This is a genomic window from Sphingomonas sp. QA11, assembly GCF_028473665.1.
Classification (GTDB): domain Bacteria; phylum Pseudomonadota; class Alphaproteobacteria; order Sphingomonadales; family Sphingomonadaceae; genus Sphingomonas; species Sphingomonas phytovorans.
Map to the genome: position 1 here is coordinate 2,918,460 of NZ_CP098774.1, position 19,041 is coordinate 2,937,500.

Genomic DNA, 19,041 nt, shown 5'->3' on the forward strand with positions numbered 1-19,041 from the left:
CCCTGGTCATGTCGTCGGCAGATGAAGCCATCCGTTGACGCCAAGGTAGAGACCGATCAACACAATAACAGCGCCCGAAACGAAGGGTGCCTTTCGAACGATCTCGCCAAAGCCGCTGAATCGCCGCGCAACCTGTCTGACGCTGATCGCCGCTATCACCCCTGATGTCACCATGGTCAGCGCGAGGCCGATGCTGAAGCACAGCACCAGGGCGGCGCCCAGAGTGAAAGCCTTGAGTTGAAGGCACAGCAGCAGGACGGTGATGGCGCCGGGGCACGGAATCAGGCCACCGGTAAGACCGAAAATAACGATCTGCCCGGTGGTGACTGACTGATCGGAGAAGCGGCGGCGGATATCATCCGCATGGGCAAGTTCATGGGCGTCCTGATAGCCGCCGGTCAGATCCAGACCTCGCAACCCTTCATGCATGGGATCATGGCCATGATGATGCTCGACGAACGCCACGTCGTAGCTATGCCCATGATCGCCATGAGCAAGGTGAAGGCGCGCGACAAATTCATGCGGCTCGGGAATCGCTTCGCGAGATTCGAGGAACCCAGTCCGCTGGACGAAGCTGTAGGCCGCCCGTACCCCGTCAGGCCGTTCGGTTTCGAGGGTCACCTCTGCTGCGGGCCAGAGGCGACCGCGCTCCGCCGTGATCCGAAATCGCGGGGGCACACCTTCCTCGAAAACTGCCAGCCGCAAAACGCCGTGCCCGGTATCGATCCGGATCGGCTCTTCATGCCTATGATCGCCATGGGCATGATCGTGTATCGCCGAAAAATTCTGCTCGCGGCGCGTCCGCCAGAGCATCCACATCCCCATCGCGATGATGACGACAGCAGACCCGACCTGAAGATAAGGTTCGATCCTTTCCGGTGCGAGCTCCTGCCACAAATAGAGCCCGCCCAGTGCGATGACCCAGACGATGGCCGTGTGGGAGAGCGTCGCGCAAAGGCCAAGCAGCACGGCCTGCTTCACGGTCCCCCTCACCGCGATAATGAACGCTGCCATCATCGTCTTGGAATGACCGGGTTCGAGCCCGTGCAGTGCGCCGAGCAGGATCGCGGTCGGGACGAACAGCCAGGCGTCCGCAGCGCCCTGTTGGAGCAGATCTGTGAAAGAGGTCATTTGCGTGACCTATCCCCCTGGAGGGGATGAGTCTAACTGATATTAGGCGCACGTGACGGGGCAACCGGGAACAAGGACGACTGGCCCCCGTCTACCCCTGCCTGATCGGCGCGGTGGACACGCCCAGGCGCGAGTCAGCAAGGCCGACATAGAGCCACCATTTTCCCTCGAAAGCGACCAATCCTTCGGCAAAGCATACATTGCCGACCTGACCCTGCGCTTCGGCAGGATCGATCCGTAGGAAGGGTTCGAAGAGCCGCCCCACCACAGCGGTCGGGTCAGCGGAGTCGAGCAGCAGTTGGCCCGGCTGATACGCCCCTGGCGGCGTCCCCGGTGCACCGCCATCATAGTGATTGGCCCCATTGTAGATCAGCACGATGCCGTGTTCCGTCAGAAGCGCGGGCGGGCCGGGTTCCGTCAGCATTGAATCGAAACGGCCGCGCCGTGGCCCGGCGATGTGCTGCAACGCGCGCGGTACCGCGACCCGATCGAGTTGCCACCACCCGTCCCCCTCGCGCGCGTCGGGATCCCAGGTCAGATAGCGATCGGGACAGGAATCCGTCTCGACCGGCGTCCAGCGGATCAGGTCGTCCGAGGTCGCGGCATAGACGATGCCCTCGCCCCAATACATCCAGTATCGGCCATCGACCCTTGCCGCGACGAGCCTGCCGTCGCGAAGTTCGGTCACGATCGACCCGGCCTTGGTCGGACGACGGACATAGGGCGTCTGCGCGAAGGCCGGACCGTGCTTGGTCCAGCAGCGCAGATCGTCCGAGGTCGCGACGAACAGGCAGCCGACCTTGCCGTCGAAGGCCGTGTAGGTGCAGACATAGCCGCCATCGGGCGAAACGACGACGCGCGGGTCCTCCAGCCCGCCCGGCCATTCCCAAGCCTGCCAGCGATCATTTCCGGGTGCGAGGACCGGTTCCGGGTCGAGCTCGAAATGATAACCGTCAGTGCTGGTCGCAAGGCCGATCCGGGAGGTTCCCGCATAGCGTCCGACATGATCCTCGCCGCGCACCAGCAGGCAGATGCGGCCATCGTGTACGACGGCCCCGGGATTGAACGCATCCTTGGCCGCCCAGGCGATCGGGCCGTGGGAAAGCGGGCAGGAGAAGGTGACATCGCCGCGTTCTTCGAGCACACGCCGCGGGGGAGTAAACGGGCCGAGCGCCCAGTCGGGCAACCCTTCCGGCATTGCGGTTCCGGTCATGAATATCCTCCAGCTTCGCGGGCCATGATCATCGCGCCTTCGAGCCCGGCATGATCGAGCCCGGCGCGACGCAGGAAATCGGGTGCGTGCGCGGCCGGACCGACTCCGTAACCGCCAAGTGCCGCACGCATATAACCGGCCGCCGCCTCGGGCAGGCCGACGGTCGCCATCACGCCGCCGCCCAGCACGATGCGGGCGGGCGACCAGGCGAGAACCAGCGTCGCGAGCAAAGCGCCCAGATACCCGGCGACCAGGTCAAGCGTATATGGATCGTCGCCAAGCACACGACCTGGACCCAGGCGCTGCAGGATCGCCGGGCCGGCCGCCAGTCCCTCGGCGCAATCGCCGTGAAAGGGACATGCGCTCGGCACATCATCACCCGCACGACGGTGCAGGCGGATATGGCCGATCTCCGGATGAAGCGCGCCGGCCAGCGACCGGCCGCCGATCGCCAATCCACCACCGATCCCCGTGCCCATGGTCACATAAGCGAGGCTGTCGCATCCGCGCCCCGCACCCAGCCGCTGCTCCGCAACGGCGGCGGCGCTGACATCGGTATCGACCAACGTCGGTGCGCCAAGCCGGACGGCGAGCGATGTCCGCAGATTGGACCCCACCCAGCCGGGCTTGGAGGTTTCGAGCATCAAGCCCCGGTCGGGTGAATCGCGCACGACGACGAGCGGCCCGAATACAGCCAGACCGATACCCGCGACAGATGCCGAACGCGGTACCGAACGCGCGACCAGCGCTTCGACCGCATCGGCCGCCGCCTCCGCGGTCGTTGTCGCCCAGCGCTCCTCAGCGATGGTTTCACCACCCTGATCGATCCGGCAAAGGGTCTTGGTGCCGCCAGTCTCCACGCCGACGAAACAGATAGCGCTCAATCTCCCACCTCCGGCAGAGGCGCGGGGCGCGCCACGCGCGACCTGATCGCAACGCGGCCCATGCCTTCAGCCGAGGCTTCGAGCCCGAGAAGTGCCTCGAGGACATGATAGGCCAATTGGCCATTTGCACGCGCCGGGCGATCCTGCTGCACTGACTCCACCTGGTCGAGCAGGCCGATTCCGCGCCTGTCCCCGACCCCGAGCGGGCAGTCCGCGCCGAGCGGCCTGCCCGAGATGGGATCAACCCCCTGCCCGATCAGCCGAACGGCCCGGGCGAGACCTGCGGGATCGATCTTCGGTCCGGCTGACTCAACGCCATGTGCCTCCCAGTCGCCGCCCTTGCTGATGCGCGTCACACCGCCGAAGACGTTGGGATCCGGTGCCTGGAGCGAACCCTCGTCGCCATAGAGTTCGATCGGCGCGCGACGATGACGGGTGACGTCCCAGGACAGGTTGAGCGCGACATTGGCGCCGCTTTCGAACAACAACGCCGCGTTGACGCTGGTGGCAATCTCGACGGGGATCGGCTCGCCTTCGCGGCCGGTGCGTATGTCACGGGGCCGAGTCCCGATCGCAACGACTTCGGCTACCGGACCGAGCAGATTGACCAGCTGAGTCACATAATAGGGCCCGACATCGAGCAATGGTCCGCCACCCCGCCGGTAGAAGAAGGCCGGATTCGGGTGCCAGGATTCCATGCCGCGCGACAGCATCGCCACGCTTCCGCCAATGACCGAACCGATCGCTCCCCGGTCGACCAGCCGCCGCGCACGCTGGCTACCTTCCCCAAGAAAGGTGTCGGGGGCGCAAGCGATGCTGAGGCCTCGCCGTTCGGCGAGATCAAGCAGATCCCGGGCGTCTTCGAGCCGGGTTGCGAACGGCTTCTCGCTGTAGAGATGCTTGCCCGCCTCAAGAGCGGCCCGGCCGATCGCATGATGGACCGATGGCGGCGCCAGGTTGACGACGAACTCGATCTCCGGGTCGGCGAGCAGGTCCGCCGTCGTCATCGCCGCGCAGCGGTAGCGCGACGCCTGTGCCGCGGCCGAGGCCATTGTCCAGCTGCTGACTGCCTTCAACCGAACCGCGTCCGACCGCAGGATGGTGCCGAGATAGGCATGGCTGACCATGCCGCAGCCGATGACACCGACTGCCGGCGGCCTATCCGCTGAACCGATCATGGAATCGCCGCCGCCGCGGCGCGGCGCTCGGCGAGATCGCGCATGATCCCGGCATGGCTGGTCGCATCGAGCCGATAGAGGAAGGTGGCGATGATCGCACCGAGATAGAGCAGCCCTGCACCCGGCCCGTAGAAGAAACCGAGCCAGTGGATCATGCCGTCGGGCAGCCTGGCCGCCAACCCGCCATGTTCGGCGAGATCAGTCGGAAAGTGGATGATCTGAAGCACGGTGCCGGCGATCAGCGCACCGACCCCAGCCGCCGCCTTGCTGGCGAAGGCCCAGCCGGCATAATAAAGGCCTTCGCGCCGAGCACCGAACAGGTGCTCATGCTCGTCGGCGGCATCGGCCATCATCGAGGCGAAGGCGATCGCGGCGGCCGCCATCAGGATGCCGCCGACGAACACGATGCCCGACAGCGCCCACATCAACATAGTGCCCTGAAACGGGAACAGGCCAAGCAACCGCAATCCGGCCGGCACCGTCTCGGACACCGCCAGCCCGACCAGCCCGATCAGCAAGACGGTACGCTTCTCCAGCCGCTTGAGGAGTGGGCCGGCGAGCGGCGCGCCAAGCAACAGGCCGGCAAACACCGCCAGCGTCACCATCTGGGTCTGGGCCGAAGTGAAGTGCCAGAAAAAGGTGTTGGTGTGCAGGCCGAGCGTCGCATGCGTGCCCAGGGCCGAGAAGAACAGGAGCGCGCTGCCGAACAGCACGCGGAAGGATCGATTGCGGAATACTTCTCCCAGCTCGCGCAGCAGGCGTGCGTGGATTCCGCCCTCGCCGAACGCAGGCGGGTGCTGGCGATCAAGCGTCCGGCCGACGACCCGGCCCGAGATCAGCCCGCCGATCACGAAGATCACCGCGAGGGTGATCGCGAAGGGCGTATAGGCACCGTGATTCGCCGTTCCGCCCGGTCCGGCGAAGAATATCCCGAAGCCCAGCACCACCGCGACCAGCGTGCCGAGCATGCCGATGCCCCAGCGCCAGGCCATGATCGACGAGCGCTCGACATAGTCTTCGCTCAGCTCGGCACCGACCGCCGAATAGGGCAGGATGAACAGCGACATCGCGATCCGCAGAAGCACCGACAACAGGGTCAGCCACGCAAACAGCGCCATGGTGCCGAGCCCGGTCGGCAGTGTGAAAATCGCCACGAACAGCAGGGCCACCGCCGGCAATCCCGCGAGCATGAAGGGAAGCCGCCGGCCCATTCTCGATCGCCATCCGTCCGACAGCGATCCGATCAGCGGATCCATCACGGCGTCGACCATCAGACCTGTCGCCAGGGCGATTCCGGCAAGGCCGCCGGGGAGACCGCAGACTGTGGTGACGTAGAAAAGCAGGAAGATGCTGAGCGACTGGCTGACGATCCCGTCAAGGACCTGGCCGGCCGAATAGCCAAGCTTCTGCCCGAATGGGAGCTTCCCGCGCGAGATCATGAACAGCGCTCCCGCGCCATATCAGCCTGCCATTCGCGCGTCATGCTCGCCTTCATCTCCGTCTCCCATTCGCATCGGGTCTGCGCCCGTTGATGGAGCAGCCATACAGCAAAATCGGAATCACTCAACAAAAAGGATGTACGTTTTGTAAGTTGAATGCTATTGGCCTGCCCGGAGACGGCGAACGACCGTCGGACAGGGAGATGATGATGAAGGTTTCGCACAGGCTCGGCATTCTCGCTGCGTCGACCATCCTGGCAAACGCCTCCGTTCCGGCATTCGCGCAATCCGCATCGCCGACGCCGGGAGACCAGACCGCTCCGGTTGCGGACGATGCGACGGCTGACATCATCGTCACCGCGAACAAGCGCGAGGAACGTCTGCACGACGTGCCGATCAGCATTTCAGTGATCGGCGGCGACCAGATCACCAAGCAGAACATCAACGAAGTCACCGATCTGGTGCGCAGCACGCCGGCACTCAACTCGGCTGGGCCGTTCGGCGCTCTCAGCATCCGCGGCGTCGGATCGATCTCGTTCGCACGCTCGGCCGAGGGATCGGTCGGCGTCGTGGTCGACGGCGTTGCGCTTGCCAATACATCGACCAACCCGCCCCAGCTGTTCGATATAGCGCGGGTCGAAGTGCTCGAAGGGCCGCAGGGCACATTGTTCGGCCGAAACTCGTCCGCCGGCGTCGTCAACATCACGACCGTCGCGCCCGACCCGAACAAATGGGAAGTGATCGGCCATGCGGATATCGCCACGCGCAACAATTATATCGGCCGCGCGGTGATCAACGTGCCGGTTGCCGGCAACGCAGCGCTCCGCATCGCGGGATCATACAGCCAGGCGCCCGAGAACCAGTATAATCGCTATGACGGCAGCTATTTCCGGAACATCGGGAAGAGCGTGCGCGGGCGCTTCAAATGGGATCCGATCGACGCGCTGACGATCAACCTCGGCGCAGACTATAGCCAGTTCGACCGCAGGGGCGGCACGCCGTGGACAGTCTATCAATCGACGCCGGGCAGCCTGCTCTCGCAGCGTCTGGCAGCCTGCGGCGTGGTCGTCGGCCCAAAGAATCAACAGGGGTGCATTGATGGCGGCAACGCGACGACGACCAGGAGCTACGGCTTTTCCGGTCAGGTCGACGCGCAGATCGGCGGCCTCACCCTCACCTCGATCAGCGCTTATCGCGCGTTCAAATCGACCTTCGGCGGCACCGATGTCGACAGCGTTCCGATCAACCGCCTTAACATCAATGAATCGCCGACCAGCGTGCGCAATTTCAGCCAGGAATTCCGGCTGACCTCACCGACCGACGGGCTGATCGACTATGTCGTCGGTCTCTATTATTTCGACAGCAAGCTCGACGGGACCAATACCCAGCGCGGCAATATCCTCGGTGACTTCACCTCGGGGCCGGCCGCTGCCTTGTGCCCGCTTGCGCCGTTCGGTCCCCCGGCCATCCTCTGCGCGCTACCGGTCGGCCAGGTGCAGACGACCAGCGCGACGACGACCAGCTATGCAGCGTTCGGCAATGCCACGCTCAACATCTCACCGTCGTTCCGGCTGCTGTTCGGCGCACGCTATGGCAGGGAAGACGTCGATGCGCGGACCACCGGCGTGCTGGTCCCGGGCGCCCTCACCGGCGTCCTCAGCATCGCGCCGATCAGCGCCGGTATCCATGACACCTATTTCTCGTATCGGGTGGGTGCGCAGTTCGATGTCACGCGGAACGTGATGCTCTACGGCACCTATACGCGCGGCTATAAGGGCCCGTCGATCAATGACCAGACCGGCACCGGCAATATTCCCAAGATCGTCCAGCCCGAAATCCCGCACGCCGGCGAGATCGGCATCAAGGCGAACGCCTTTGACGGGCGACTGACCGCGAGCATCGCCGGATTCTACAACCGGATCGACAATTTCCAGGCCCAGTTCTTCGATCCGACCGCAGGCGCCTTCATCTTCGGCAACGCGCCGAAGCTGACCACGAAGGGCGTATCGTTCAACCTGACCGGGCGGCCGACGCGCGGCCTCACCCTCAACCTCGGCGCGCTCTACAACGACGCCAGATATGGCGCCGGCTATCTCGTCGCCTGCGCGCAAGGCCAGACGGCGGCACAGGGATGCATGACCATCGCCCCGGGTGTCACGGTCGACGACGCCGGCGGTAATCGCCTGACCGGCGCGCCCGAATGGAAGGTGACGGCATTCGGCGAATATGCCGCGACACTGACCGGCAATATCCAGGGCTTCGTCCAGGCCGACATGGCCTATACCTCGCGGATCAATTTCGACGCCGCCTACAGCCCGCAGAACACCAACGCGCCGGCGGCGATCTTCGGTGGGCGGATCGGGGTGCGCACCGCCGACGAACGTTTCGGCATATCAGTCTTCGCGCGCAACCTGTTCGACGTCTACCGGCCGGTGGTTCGCTTCGCGACGCCCGTCGCACGGCAGCAGCTCGATCCGCTGTCTTTCTCGCAAATATCGGGACCGGAATCGCGCCGGACCGTCGGCGTGTCGCTCGATGTCAAATTCTGATCCAGATTCTGACGTGGAGGCAGGTTCGGCGATCCCGACCGCCGCACCCGGTAAAGCATGATGACCGAACCAGCCGATCCTCGCCTCCATATCGCGGCCTCCGTCTCGCCCGAGGCGGCAGCGATTCTTCGCGTGGTCGGCGCCATGTTTTCCACGATGCCGCCACGAGAGCCCCCGGCGACGTTGGCCGATTTCGATGCAGCCAATATCCGCGGGTCGGCCTTTGCCGAACAGATCATGGCGGCCCCGCTCGCCGAACTTAGGCCGGAGACCGAGCAATGGGATGCGAACGGCACACCCGTGCTGACGGTCCGTCCACAGGATGCGTCGCCCGGTGCGACGCCCCTGGTCTATGTTCATGGTGGCGGTTTTGTGGGCGGATCGGCGCGGGCCAATCTCCTCACCGCGGCGGTCGCGGCCGCCAGCAGCGGCCGGGTCGTTTATTCAATCGACTACACCCTGGCCCCCCGCGCGACATGGCGTGTCATCCTCGACCAGGTCGTGGCCGCCTGGCAGGCGATCCTCGAACGGCATGAAACGTGCCCCGGCCTGTTCGGCGATTCCGCCGGCGGATGCATCGCGGCGGCGACTACGCTGCTGCTGCGCGAACAGGGCCTGACCTTGCCGTCGGCCCTGGTCCTGCTCTCGCCGGTCGTCGACCTTGCTGGCAGCGGCGATACCAATGTGACATTGGCGCCGGTCGACTATCTCGAACGGCGCATGCTCGAACCGGGGCTGCGCGTCTATGCCGATCAGGCCGACTGGAGCAATCCGCTGGTGTCGCCGATCCATGGCGACTTCACGAAGGATTTCTCCCCGGTCCTCATCCAGGTCGGCTCCCGGGAAGTGCTGCTCAGCGACTCCGTCCGCCTGCATCGTGCGCTTGCCGGCGCCGGTCGGATGTCCCGGCTGGAAGTCTATGAGGGCATGCCGCACGTCTTCCAGCCTATCCTCGCCGCGACGCCCGAGGGTCGTGCCGCATGGTCGGAGATCGCGGCATTCTGGTCGGAGCATCTGGCATGAGCATCGCGGTGCTGGCGCCAGTGCCGATAGCCGGTAATCATGAACGGATGACCGACGCCGACATATCCGCCCGCCGCCAGCGCCGCCCCCAGGCAGAGCGCAGCGCAGACACCCGTGCCAAGCTGGTCGAGGCGGCCATCACCTGCCTCAATAGATCAGGCTACAGCGCGACGACCGTCTCGACCGTCGCCGAGGAAGCCGGGGTCAGCCGAGGCGCGATAACTCACCAGTTTCCCGCGAAGACCGACCTCATGGTCGCAGTGGTCGAGGCTGTCTTTCTCGATGACTCAGCGATGTACAATCAATCAGTCGAGGAGATGGACCCGGTCGAATGGCTCCTGGCCCTCCCAGAGACGATGTGGCGGGTGATGAGCCGCCCGTCCGGCATCGCGGTGATGGAGATATTGCTCGCCTCGCGTTCCGACTCCGATCTGGCCGAAAAACTGTCAAAGGCCCAATCACAGATCGACACCCGCGCGCACAAATGGAGCGGCGAGCGAATCCGCGCTGCCGGGATCGAGCCGCACCCCGAGGGCGAGGCGATCCACGAACTCTATGTCGCCGCCGTCCGCGGCCTCGCACTCGAAGCAGTCGTCACGCGCAACACCGCCAACGTCCATCGCTCGCTCGCCGTGCTGAGCACGCTGATGCGCCGCCTCTATCCCGACCTCGACCGCAAGACCTGAAGGATTTCCCTTTGACCGATGCCCCTCGCCTTCCCGTCCCGGAGAATTTCCTCTGGGGCACCGCCATTTCCGCGCACCAGAGCGAGGGCAACAACGTCAATTCGGACGCGTGGCTGTGCGAGACAGTGAAGCCAACCGTCTATGCCGAGCCGTCGCGCGATGCCTGTGACAGCTATCACCGCTACGCGGAAGACATAGCGATCGCCGCTGACCTCGGCTTCAACTGTCACCGGATCGGCATCGAATGGGCGCGGATCGAACCGGAACAGGGCCTCTTCTCGACAGCGGCGCTCGACCATTATCGTCGCGTGCTCGACGCATGCCATGCCCGCGGCCTGGCGCCGATGGTGACCTACAACCATTTCACCGTGCCACGCTGGTTTGCCGCTCGCGGCGGATTCGAGGTAGCCGACAGCGCCGACCTCTTCGCGCGCTTCGCCGGGAAGGCGACCGAACATCTCGGTGACCTGATCGCCTATGCCTCGACCTTCAACGAGGCCAACATCCAGCGCCTCGTCGCGCAACTCCGGCGCGGCGGCACCGGTATCGGGCAGGCGATCGACGCCATGATCGCGGCATGCGCCAGAGCGTGCGGATCGGATCGCTTCTCCTCGCTCCTCTTCGCGCCGATCGAGACCAGCGAGCCGGTGATGGTCGATGCACACACCAAGGCAATGGCGGCGATGAAGGCGGGCCCAGGCAATTTCCCGGTCGGTCTGACCCTGACGATGCAGGATGTGCAGGGTGTCGGCAAAGGCAACCAGGCAGAGGCGCTGATCGACATGCTCTACGGCCCATGGCTTGAAACCGCGCGCCATGCGGATTTCGTCGGGGTGCAGACTTATACAAGGGTGCTGGTGGGCCCTGAGGGCCGCCTGTCGCCACCCGCCGATGCCGAGATGACCGGTGCCCATTACGAATTCTATCCCCGGGCGCTCGGGGGCACGATCCGTTTCGCGCACGAGCGGATCGGGCGGCCGATCTACGTCACGGAAAACGGTATCTGCACTGACGACGACACCCGGCGCATCGCCTATCTCGACGCCGCGCTGGCCGAAGTTCGCCAGTGCCTTGCCGACGGCATCGACGTGCGCAGCTATATCTGCTGGTCGCTGCTCGACAATTTCGAATGGACCCGTGGTTATGGCGAGCGCTTCGGCCTTGTCCATGTCGATTACAAGACCTTTGCGCGCACGCCCAAGCCGAGCGCCCGTCATCTCGGCGCGATCGCCCGCTCAGGGCTCATCTGATGGGAACGCCGTCGGTCCAGGCCATGCCGGAGGATGCAGGCCTTTCGTCCGAAAGGCTCGCGAAGGTCGATGCCTATGTCCAGGCGCAGATCGACGCCGGGAAGATCCCGGGCGCGATCACCCTCGTCGCGCGCCACGGCAAAATCGTCCATGTCCACCCGATGGGGCTGAAGGATATCGCCTCGGGCGAGCCGTCGCGGGTCGATGGCCTCTACCGCATCTTTTCGATGACCAAGCCGGTCACAGCGGTCGCCATGATGATCCTCCACGACGAAGGACATTGGCATCCCGACGACCCGATCGAACGGCATCTGCCCGAGTTCGCGGGGGTGAAGGTCTTTGCCGGCCTGGCTGAAGGCGGCATTGTTCTTCTGGAAGACCCGGAGCATCCACCGACGCTGCGCGAACTGTTCACTCACACCGCCGGACTCAGCTATGGCACGGCGCTGTCCGATCCGAACGATCCGGTCGATACGGCCTATCGAAACGCGAAGATCTGGGAGGCGGAGGATCTGTCCGACATGATGGCGCGGCTGGCGCATATGCCGCTCGCCTATCAGCCGGGATCATCCTGGCGCTACAGCGTCGGCATGGACGTTCAGGGCGCGATTGTCGAGCGGCTGAGCGGGCAATCTCTCGCCGCGTTCATGCGCGAGCGAATCTTCGCGCCGCTCGGCATGGTCGACACCAGCTTCTACACCCCGCCGGAAAAGGCCGATCGGCTGGCGACGCTCTATTTCAAGACCGGCGAGATGCCGCTCACGCCGATCGCCAACCCGCTGCGCAAGGACCATGACAGCGAACCAGCATTGGCGATGGGCGGCGGCGGCCTGGTATCGACGATCGGCGACTACGCGCGCTTCGCCCAGATGCTGCTCAACAAGGGCGAGCTCGATGGCGCGCGAATCATCAGCGCCGAGGCAGCCACGCTGATGATGAGCAATCATTTGCCGGATACCCTGATGCAGCACGGCTTCCTCGCCGGCCATCAGCGCATCCGCCCGGGATTCGGCTTCGGCTTCAACGGCGTCGTCTTCACCGATCCAGCGCTGGCGGGCGTTCCGGTCGGCACCGGCACCTATCACTGGGATGGCGCCGCCGGCACCTGGTTCTGGGTCGATCCAGCCAATGACCTGCTGTTCGTCGGGATGACCCAGTTCCTGTCCTATACGGCGCCTCCGCTCCAGGCGATGACACAAACGCTGCTGGCCGGTGCGATCATCGGCTGATCCCGGGCTGCCATCGCCGCCGTTTCAGCTTTGCTGAAACAGACTCTAGCGGGCCTCCGTCGCAAGCGGCTGCCCATCGGATATCTCCCCCGAACGCCGCCCCAGGATCAGCATCATTGCCAGCCCCAAAGCCGAGGTCACGGCACCTGCCAGGGCGACGGCCGGATAACCGAGCCGCATGGCGATCACGGCGCCGCCGAGCGCGGCCCCAAGCGCATTGCCCAGATTGAACGCGCCGATATTGACGGACGACGCCAGGTTCGGCGCATCGGAGGCCGCCGCCATGACCCGGAGCTGCAACGGCGGAACCAGCGCAAAGCTCGCCACGCCCCAGAGGAATACGAGAATGGCGGTCGGCGCCGGATAGCGCAGGAGAAGAGCGAAGGCGATCAGGACGACCGAGAGCCCTCCCAATGTGACGATCAGCGTACGGTCCACCGACCGGTCGGCGAACTTGCCCCCCAGCCAGTTCCCGACGGTAAGGCCTACTCCATAGGTGATCAGCATAGCCGTCACGAAACCCAGCGACGCCCCGGTTTCCTCGTGCAGGATCGGCACGATATAGGTGAAGACGGTGAACATGGCGCTCGAACCAATCACGGTCAGCAAAAGGGCGGCAATGACGGGGCCGCGAGTCAGCACGCGCAGCTCAGCCATCATGTTCCCGCCTTCCGGCGTCGGCATCGGCGGCAAGGTGAGGCGCAGGGCTGCCATGGTCAGGACCCCAAGCCCCGCAATGCCCCAGAAGGAAGCACGCCAGCCAAGCTGATCGCCCGCCCAGGTGGCCAGCGGCACACCCACGACATTGGCGATGGTCAGGCCCATGAACATCGCGGCAACCGCTCCCGCGCGCCGGTCGGGGGGTACGAGACTCGCAGCCACGATCGAGCCAACCCCGAAAAACGCGCCATGGTTCAGGGAGGTGATGACACGCGCGACAAGCAGCATGCCGTAGCTGTCCGATACTGCCGACAGGAGGTTGCCGATCGTGAAGATCGCCGCGAGGCCGATCAGCAATCTCCGGCGCGGCATTCGGCCGGTGGTCAGCGTCATCAACGGTGCGCCGAGCATGACGCCCAGGGCGTAGGCGCTGATCAGCAGTCCGGCCGCGGGAATGGAGACGTTCAAGTCCCCGGCAATCACCGGCAGCAGGCCCATCGGCGCAAACTCGGTCACGCCGATGCCGAACGCACCGGCCGCCAGGGCGAGGAGAGGAAGATTGAGTTTCATGGAAAAGGCCTCGACGATCAAACCAGCGGCGGATTGAGGCGGGCAAAACCCTCCTGCTGCCGGTAAGGCGTGTGGGGATAGGGCGGGATAACGGTGCTGGCGGCGTCCAGGGCCGCGATCTGGACCGGCGTCAGCGACCAGCCGATGGCGCCGAGATTGTCGCGTAGCTGCGCCTCGTTCCGTGCGCCGATGATGACTGACGAGACAGGCGGCCGTTGAAGCAACCAGTTGATCGCCACCTGGGGCACTGTCTTGCCGGTTTCTTCGGCAACGATATCCAGCGCGTCGACGACACGATAGAGATGTTCGTCCGCGACCGGCGGCGCGAAAACGGCCGTCTCATGCAGTCTGCTCCCGTCCGGGATGGCAGCATCGCGGCGGATCCTGCCGGTCAGCCGGCCCCAGCCGAGCGGACTCCACACCAGCGCACCGACGCCCTGGTCGGCAGCCAGCGGCATGAGGTCGTCTTCATAGGCCCGGCCGATCAGCGAGTAATAGACCTGGTGAGCGACAAAGCGCGGCCAGCCATGGCGATCCGCCGCAGCCAGCGCCTTCATCAACTGCCAGCCGGGATAGTTGGAGACGCCAGCGTAGCGAACCTTGCCCGCGGCAACCAGCATGTCGAGAGTCGCGAGCAGTTCTTCGACCGGCGTCGAAGCATCGAAGGCGTGAAGCTGGAGCAGGTCGATATGGTCGGTGCCTAGGCGGCGCAACGCATCTTCGACCGACCGGATCAAGCGTGTGCGCGAAACGCCCCAGTCGCCGGGGCCATCCCCCATGGGCAAGCCCGTCTTGGTTGAAATCAGCACAGCATCGCGTCGACCGCTGATCGCCTCACCCAGCACGCGCTCCGAGGCACCGTCCGAATAAACGTCGGCGGTGTCGAACAGGGTAACGCCCGCGTCGAGGCAAATGTCGATCAGCCGGCGTGCCTCGGCTGCGTCGCTCTGACCCCATGCGCTGAACAATGGCCCGGAACCACCGAAGGTCCCCGCGCCGAAACTGAGGACTGGAACTCGCAAGCCCGACGACCCCAGTTGCCGATAGTCCATGACTAGTCCTTTCTAAAATGCTGACGCACAGATGGACGGCGAGAGGCCAAGGCGGTAGCCATTCCAAAAGCCAAGGATTTGTGATATGGACACACAGGTTCAAACGACGACTGACCGGGCATGGGCCCTGGAAGTGTTCGCCGCCGTCGCGGCAGCGGGCAGCTTTTCGGGCGCGGGACGAGCGCTTGGCCTGACGCCGTCAGCGGTCGGCCGAACCGTCGACCGGATCGAGGCCCGACTGGGCGTGCGATTGCTGCTGCGCACGACCAGGACGCTGACGCTCACCGCCGAAGGCCAGGCCTATCTCGGCGCGGCACGACGTATTCTCACTGATCTCGACGATGCCGAACAGGCAATCGCCGATCAGGGTGCGCCCAGGGGACGCCTCAGGGTCAGCGCCTCTCTTTCCCATGGCCGGTTATGCGTCGTGCCGTTGCTCGGCGCGTTCGTACAACGCTATCCGCACATCCTTGTCGATATAAACCTCACCGACGCGGTGGTGGATATCGCGGGCGGCCAGGCGGATGTCGGCATACGCTTCGGCCCCTTGGCGGACAGCCTGCTGACCGCGCGCAAACTGGGCCGGACGGGACGGGTGATCGTCGCCTCCCCCGAATATCTTGAGCGGAACGGAACACCGCAGGTCCCGGAGGATCTGCACGGCCATAGCTGCCTGAGCTTCAACTTTCGCCGTGCCGAGCCGATCTGGCCGTTCCGTCGCGACGGCCAGGACTATGTACTGAGCGTGCGCGGCAGCATCGAGGCAAATAACGGCGAGACGCTGGGCCAGTTGGCCGTGGCCGGCGTCGGCGTCGCGCGGGTGGGTGCTTTCAGCGTGATCGGCGAGATCGCGTCCGGGCGGCTCGTGTCGCTGCTCGAGCAATTCAATCCTGGCGACGTGGAGGCGATCCATGCCGTCTTCGTCGGTGGGGCCAACACGCCGGCACGGGTGCGAGCCTTTGTCGATTTCCTTGCCGAAGAATTGCGATAGCTGGTTTCCCGGCGCGCTGGAGTACCAGCTCGCAATGAACTGCTAGACGGCGGAATGGGCGCTGTCCCTCTGCTTCGAGGACAGGTTTAGCGAGACCCGGTGGGCACCGAACGCACGAAACCCCCGTCGCTTGCGCTACGGGGGTTTCGTGATGCGATTGGTTGCGGGGACAGGATTTGAACCTGTGACCTTCAGGTTATGAGCCTGACGAGCTACCGGGCTGCTCCACCCCGCGCCAAGGTTCACACCCGCTGGTGAGCGGGTGTTGTGACATGTGAATGGGTTCTGCTGGATGTGTTTTTCGTGATTGTATCACCGGCTTCAATGCCTGGCGACGACCTACTCTTCCATTGCTTGAGCAATAGTACCATCGGCGCAGTCAGGTTTCACGGCCGAGTTCGGGATGGGATCGGGTGGGGCACTGACGCTATAGCCACCAAGCAATGAGGCCGGTGAGACAGGCCGGGCAGCTTGTGGCTGCCCGGCCAACCCTTGCGGGTTGTCTCGAAAAACGGTTCCAAAATCGATGCACGCTTTACCTGTTGTTACAGGTGGTTGTTCTTAGGCGTTGCAATTTGATCATCCGACGATCGCGGACAATGCTGGTTTCCCAGGATTGTCGTTGATGGTGGGACTCTCAAGCGCAAATAGAGCAATTAGTATCGGTTAGCTCCATGCGTTACCGCACTTCTACATCCGATCTATCAACGTCGTGGTCTCCGACGGCTCTATGAAATCTTATCTCGAGGGAGGCTTCCCGCTTAGATGCTTTCAGCGGTTATCCCGTCCATACATAGCTACCCTGCTGCGCTCCTGGCGGAACGACAGGTACACCAGAGGTATGTTCAACCCGGTCCTCTCGTACTAGGGTCAACTCCTCTCAAATTTCGACGCCCACGGCAGATAGGGACCAAACTGTCTCGCGACGTTCTGAACCCAGCTCACGTACCACTTTAATTGGCGAACAGCCAAACCCTTGGGACCTGCTCCAGCCCCAGGATGTGATGAGCCGACATCGAGGTGCCAAACAACCCCGTCGATATGAGCTCTTGGGGGTTATCAGCCTGTTATCCCCGGCGTACCTTTTATCCGTTGAGCGATGGCCCTTCCACGAGGGACCACCGGATCACTATGACCGACTTTCGTCTCTGCTCGACTTGTCAGTCTCGCAGTCAGGCTGGCTTATGCCATTGCACTCTAACAGACGGTTTCCAACCGTCCTGAGCCAACCTTCGCGCGCCTCCGTTACTCTTTAGGAGGCGACCGCCCCAGTCAAACTACCCGCCACAGAGGGTCCCTGATCCAGTTTCATGGATCGAGGTTAGACATCAGAAAACAACAGGGTGGTATTTCACCTATGGCTCCACACCGGCTGGCGCCAATGCTTCAAAGCCTCCCACCTATGCTACACAGTTCTTTCCTAATGCCACTCTGAAGCTGCAGTAAAGGTGCACGGGGTCTTTCCGTCTAACCGCGGGTACTCCGCATCTTCACGGAGAATTCAATTTCGCTGAGCATGTCCTGGAGACAGTGGGGAAGTCGTTACGCCATTCGTGCAGGTCGGAACTTACCCGACAAGGAATTTCGCTACCTTAGGACCGTTATAGTTACGGCCGCCGTTTACCTGGGCTTCATTTCGCAGCTTGCACCACTCCACTTAACCTTCAGGCACCGGGCAGGCGTCAGGCCCTATACGTCGTCTTGAAGCCGACTTAGCAGAGCCCTGTGTTTTTGCTAAACAGTCGCTACCCCCTGGCCTGTGCCCCCTCAAAGTGCTTGCGCATAGTGAGGGCCTCCTTCTTCCGAAGGTACGGAGGCAATTTGCCGAGTTCCTTCAGGACACTTCTCTCAAGCGCCTTGGTATACTCTACCTGACCACCTGTGTCGGTTTCGGGTACGGTCTATACGGTGGGGCTATTTCCTGGAACCTCTTCGAAGCCCATCCAATCCAATAAGGATGAACAACTCACGAGATCCGTCACACACCACCAGGCCCACGAATATTAACGTGGTTCCCATCGACTACCCCCTTCGGGCTCGTCTTAGGGGCCGGCTCACCCTGCGCGGATTAGCCTTGCGCAGGAACCCTTGGTCTTTCGGCGAGAGGGCATCTCACCCTCTTTATCGCTACTCATGTCTGCATTCGCACTTCCGATACCTCCAGGACCCATTACCAGATCCCTTCACTGGCTTACGGAACGCTCCGCTACCGCGTGCATTGCTGCACACCCTAAGCTTCGGTGCGTGTCTTGAGCCCCGTTACATCTTCGCCGCAAAACCTCTTATTTAGACCAGTGAGCTGTTACGCTTTCTTTAAAGGATGGCTGCTTCTAAGCCAACCTCCTGGTTGTTTTGGAAGTTTCACATGCTTTCCCACTTAGACACGACTTGGGGACCTTAGCTGTAGGTCAGGGCTGTTTCCCTTTTGACGACGGACCTTAGCACCCGCCGTCTGTCTCCCGGATATTACTCGCAGGTATTCGGAGTTTGGTTAGGTTTGGTAGATCTCGCGACCCCCTAGCCCATCCAGTGCTCTACCCCCTGCGGTATTCATCCGAGGCACTACCTAAATAGTTTTCGCGGAGAACCAGCTATTTCCCGGCTTGATTGGCCTTTCACCCCTAAACACAACTCATCCGGTAACTTTTCAACGTTAATCGGTTCGGACCTCCAGTGCGTGTTACCGCACCTTCATCCTGGTCATGCCTAGATCGCCGGGTTTCGGGTCTAATACATCAAACTTAGTCGCCCTATTCAGACTCGCTTTCGCTGCGCCTACACCTACCGGCTTAAGCTTGCTTGATACATTAAGTCACAGACCCATTATACAAAAGGTACGCAGTCAGGCCACATGAGCCCTCCTACTGCTTGTAGGCAATCCGTTTCAGGTACTGTTTCACTCCCCTCATCGGGGTGCTTTTCACCTTTCCCTCACGGTACTAGTTCACTATCGGTCGCATACGAGTATTTAGGCTTGGAGGGTGGTCCCCCCATGTTCAGACAGAATTACACGTGTTCCGCCCTACTCGAGTCCTGAAGTCTCACTTTCGCATACGGGGCTGTCACCCGCTATGGCCAGTCTTTCCAAACTGTTCTGCTAGTTGAACTCCAGGCACTGGCCTGGTCCGCGTTCGCTCGCCACTACTAACGGAATCTCGGTTGATGTCTTTTCCTCCAGCTACTGAG

Annotated in this window: 13 protein-coding genes, 1 tRNA gene and 2 rRNA genes (1 of these 16 cut by a window edge); 6 read left to right on the plus strand and 10 right to left on the minus strand. The window is 63.2% G+C overall.

What is annotated here, in order from left to right; translation table 11 throughout:
* Positions 1-6: 6 nt before the first annotated feature.
* The 5 genes from NDN01_RS13485 to NDN01_RS13505 all read right to left on the minus strand — a co-directional run bounded on the left by NDN01_RS13485 (position 7) and on the right by NDN01_RS13505 (position 5,845).
* The gene (locus NDN01_RS13485) at positions 7-1,131 is read right to left on the minus strand and encodes a nickel/cobalt efflux transporter (RefSeq protein WP_272621987.1); all 1,125 of its coding nucleotides are present in this window, start codon (positions 1,129-1,131) and stop codon (positions 7-9) included.
* Positions 1,132-1,222: 91 nt separating this feature from the next.
* Positions 1,223-2,344, minus strand: coding sequence for a glycoside hydrolase family 130 protein (locus NDN01_RS13490; protein ID WP_272621989.1), 1,122 nt, complete (start codon positions 2,342-2,344; stop codon positions 1,223-1,225).
* Complete coding sequence (locus NDN01_RS13495) at positions 2,341-3,228, minus strand: ROK family protein (RefSeq protein WP_272621991.1); 888 nt, start codon at positions 3,226-3,228, stop codon at positions 2,341-2,343. Before NDN01_RS13495 ends, NDN01_RS13490 begins: the two co-directional genes overlap by 4 nt.
* The gene (locus NDN01_RS13500; RefSeq protein WP_272621993.1) at positions 3,225-4,406 is read right to left on the minus strand and encodes a Gfo/Idh/MocA family protein; all 1,182 of its coding nucleotides are present in this window, start codon (positions 4,404-4,406) and stop codon (positions 3,225-3,227) included. Before NDN01_RS13500 ends, NDN01_RS13495 begins: the two co-directional genes overlap by 4 nt.
* Entirely contained in the window at positions 4,403-5,845 is a 1,443-nt protein-coding gene (locus tag NDN01_RS13505; protein WP_272621995.1) for an MFS transporter, read from the minus strand. The genes NDN01_RS13500 and NDN01_RS13505 overlap by 4 nt, the downstream gene beginning before the upstream one ends.
* A 203-nt stretch (positions 5,846-6,048) precedes the next feature.
* On the opposite strand from NDN01_RS13505, the gene NDN01_RS13510 reads away from it, so the two are divergent.
* The 5 genes from NDN01_RS13510 to NDN01_RS13530 are packed head-to-tail and all read left to right on the plus strand — an operon-like array spanning position 6,049 to position 12,582.
* Positions 6,049-8,394: a TonB-dependent receptor gene (locus tag NDN01_RS13510; RefSeq protein ID WP_272621997.1), complete on the plus strand. Its 2,346-nt coding sequence runs from the start codon at positions 6,049-6,051 to the stop codon at positions 8,392-8,394.
* 57 nt (positions 8,395-8,451) lie between these two features.
* Positions 8,452-9,417, plus strand: a complete 966-nt coding sequence (locus NDN01_RS13515; RefSeq protein WP_272621999.1) for an alpha/beta hydrolase — start codon at positions 8,452-8,454, stop codon at positions 9,415-9,417.
* Positions 9,414-10,103 carry a TetR/AcrR family transcriptional regulator gene (locus NDN01_RS13520; protein WP_272622001.1) on the plus strand — a complete coding sequence of 230 codons (690 nt, stop codon included), beginning with the start codon at positions 9,414-9,416 and terminating at the stop codon, positions 10,101-10,103. The genes NDN01_RS13515 and NDN01_RS13520 overlap by 4 nt, the downstream gene beginning before the upstream one ends.
* Positions 10,104-10,114: 11 nt before the next feature.
* Entirely contained in the window at positions 10,115-11,353 is a 1,239-nt protein-coding gene (locus NDN01_RS13525) for a glycoside hydrolase family 1 protein (protein ID WP_272622003.1), read from the plus strand.
* Positions 11,353-12,582 carry a serine hydrolase domain-containing protein gene (locus NDN01_RS13530; RefSeq protein ID WP_272622005.1) on the plus strand — a complete coding sequence of 410 codons (1,230 nt, stop codon included), beginning with the start codon at positions 11,353-11,355 and terminating at the stop codon, positions 12,580-12,582. Before NDN01_RS13525 ends, NDN01_RS13530 begins: the two co-directional genes overlap by 1 nt.
* 45 nt (positions 12,583-12,627) lie before the next feature.
* Here the strand turns inward: NDN01_RS13530 and NDN01_RS13535 are convergent, their stop codons facing one another.
* Positions 12,628-13,812, minus strand: a complete 1,185-nt coding sequence (locus tag NDN01_RS13535) for an MFS transporter (protein WP_272622007.1) — start codon at positions 13,810-13,812, stop codon at positions 12,628-12,630.
* A 17-nt stretch (positions 13,813-13,829) separates the two neighbouring features.
* A complete protein-coding gene (locus NDN01_RS13540) occupies positions 13,830-14,864 on the minus strand; it encodes an aldo/keto reductase (protein WP_272622009.1) in 1,035 nt (344 codons plus the stop codon).
* 85 nt (positions 14,865-14,949) lie between these two features.
* On the opposite strand from NDN01_RS13540, the gene NDN01_RS13545 reads away from it, so the two are divergent.
* Positions 14,950-15,855 carry a LysR substrate-binding domain-containing protein gene (locus NDN01_RS13545; protein ID WP_272622011.1) on the plus strand — a complete coding sequence of 302 codons (906 nt, stop codon included), beginning with the start codon at positions 14,950-14,952 and terminating at the stop codon, positions 15,853-15,855.
* A 158-nt stretch (positions 15,856-16,013) separates the two neighbouring features.
* Here the strand turns inward: NDN01_RS13545 and NDN01_RS13550 are convergent.
* From NDN01_RS13550 to NDN01_RS13560, 3 genes are all read right to left on the minus strand, one after another.
* A tRNA-Met gene (locus NDN01_RS13550) sits at positions 16,014-16,090 on the minus strand.
* A 91-nt stretch (positions 16,091-16,181) separates the two neighbouring features.
* Positions 16,182-16,296: ribosomal RNA gene (gene rrf / locus NDN01_RS13555) — 5S ribosomal RNA — on the minus strand.
* Positions 16,297-16,491: 195 nt separating this feature from the next.
* Positions 16,492-19,041 (minus strand): 23S ribosomal RNA (locus NDN01_RS13560); it runs 246 nt beyond the window's last position.

Bases quoted from the DNA above. Each gene is read 5' to 3' on its own strand.
- NDN01_RS13485 (WP_272621987.1), bottom strand. From the start codon at position 1,131: ATGACCTCTTTCACAGATCTGCTCCAACAGGGCGCTGCGGACGCCTGG.
- NDN01_RS13490 (WP_272621989.1), bottom strand. From the start codon at position 2,344: ATGACCGGAACCGCAATGCCGGAAGGGTTGCCCGACTGGGCGCTCGGC.
- NDN01_RS13500 (WP_272621993.1), bottom strand. From the start codon at position 4,406: ATGATCGGTTCAGCGGATAGGCCGCCGGCAGTCGGTGTCATCGGCTGC.
- NDN01_RS13505 (WP_272621995.1), bottom strand. From the start codon at position 5,845: ATGATCTCGCGCGGGAAGCTCCCATTCGGGCAGAAGCTTGGCTATTCG.
- NDN01_RS13510 (WP_272621997.1), top strand. From the start codon at position 6,049: ATGATGATGAAGGTTTCGCACAGGCTCGGCATTCTCGCTGCGTCGACC.
- NDN01_RS13515 (WP_272621999.1), top strand. From the start codon at position 8,452: ATGATGACCGAACCAGCCGATCCTCGCCTCCATATCGCGGCCTCCGTC.
- NDN01_RS13520 (WP_272622001.1), top strand. From the start codon at position 9,414: ATGAGCATCGCGGTGCTGGCGCCAGTGCCGATAGCCGGTAATCATGAA.
- NDN01_RS13530 (WP_272622005.1), top strand. From the start codon at position 11,353: ATGGGAACGCCGTCGGTCCAGGCCATGCCGGAGGATGCAGGCCTTTCG.
- NDN01_RS13535 (WP_272622007.1), bottom strand. From the start codon at position 13,812: ATGAAACTCAATCTTCCTCTCCTCGCCCTGGCGGCCGGTGCGTTCGGC.
- NDN01_RS13540 (WP_272622009.1), bottom strand. From the start codon at position 14,864: ATGGACTATCGGCAACTGGGGTCGTCGGGCTTGCGAGTTCCAGTCCTC.
- NDN01_RS13545 (WP_272622011.1), top strand. From the start codon at position 14,950: ATGGACACACAGGTTCAAACGACGACTGACCGGGCATGGGCCCTGGAA.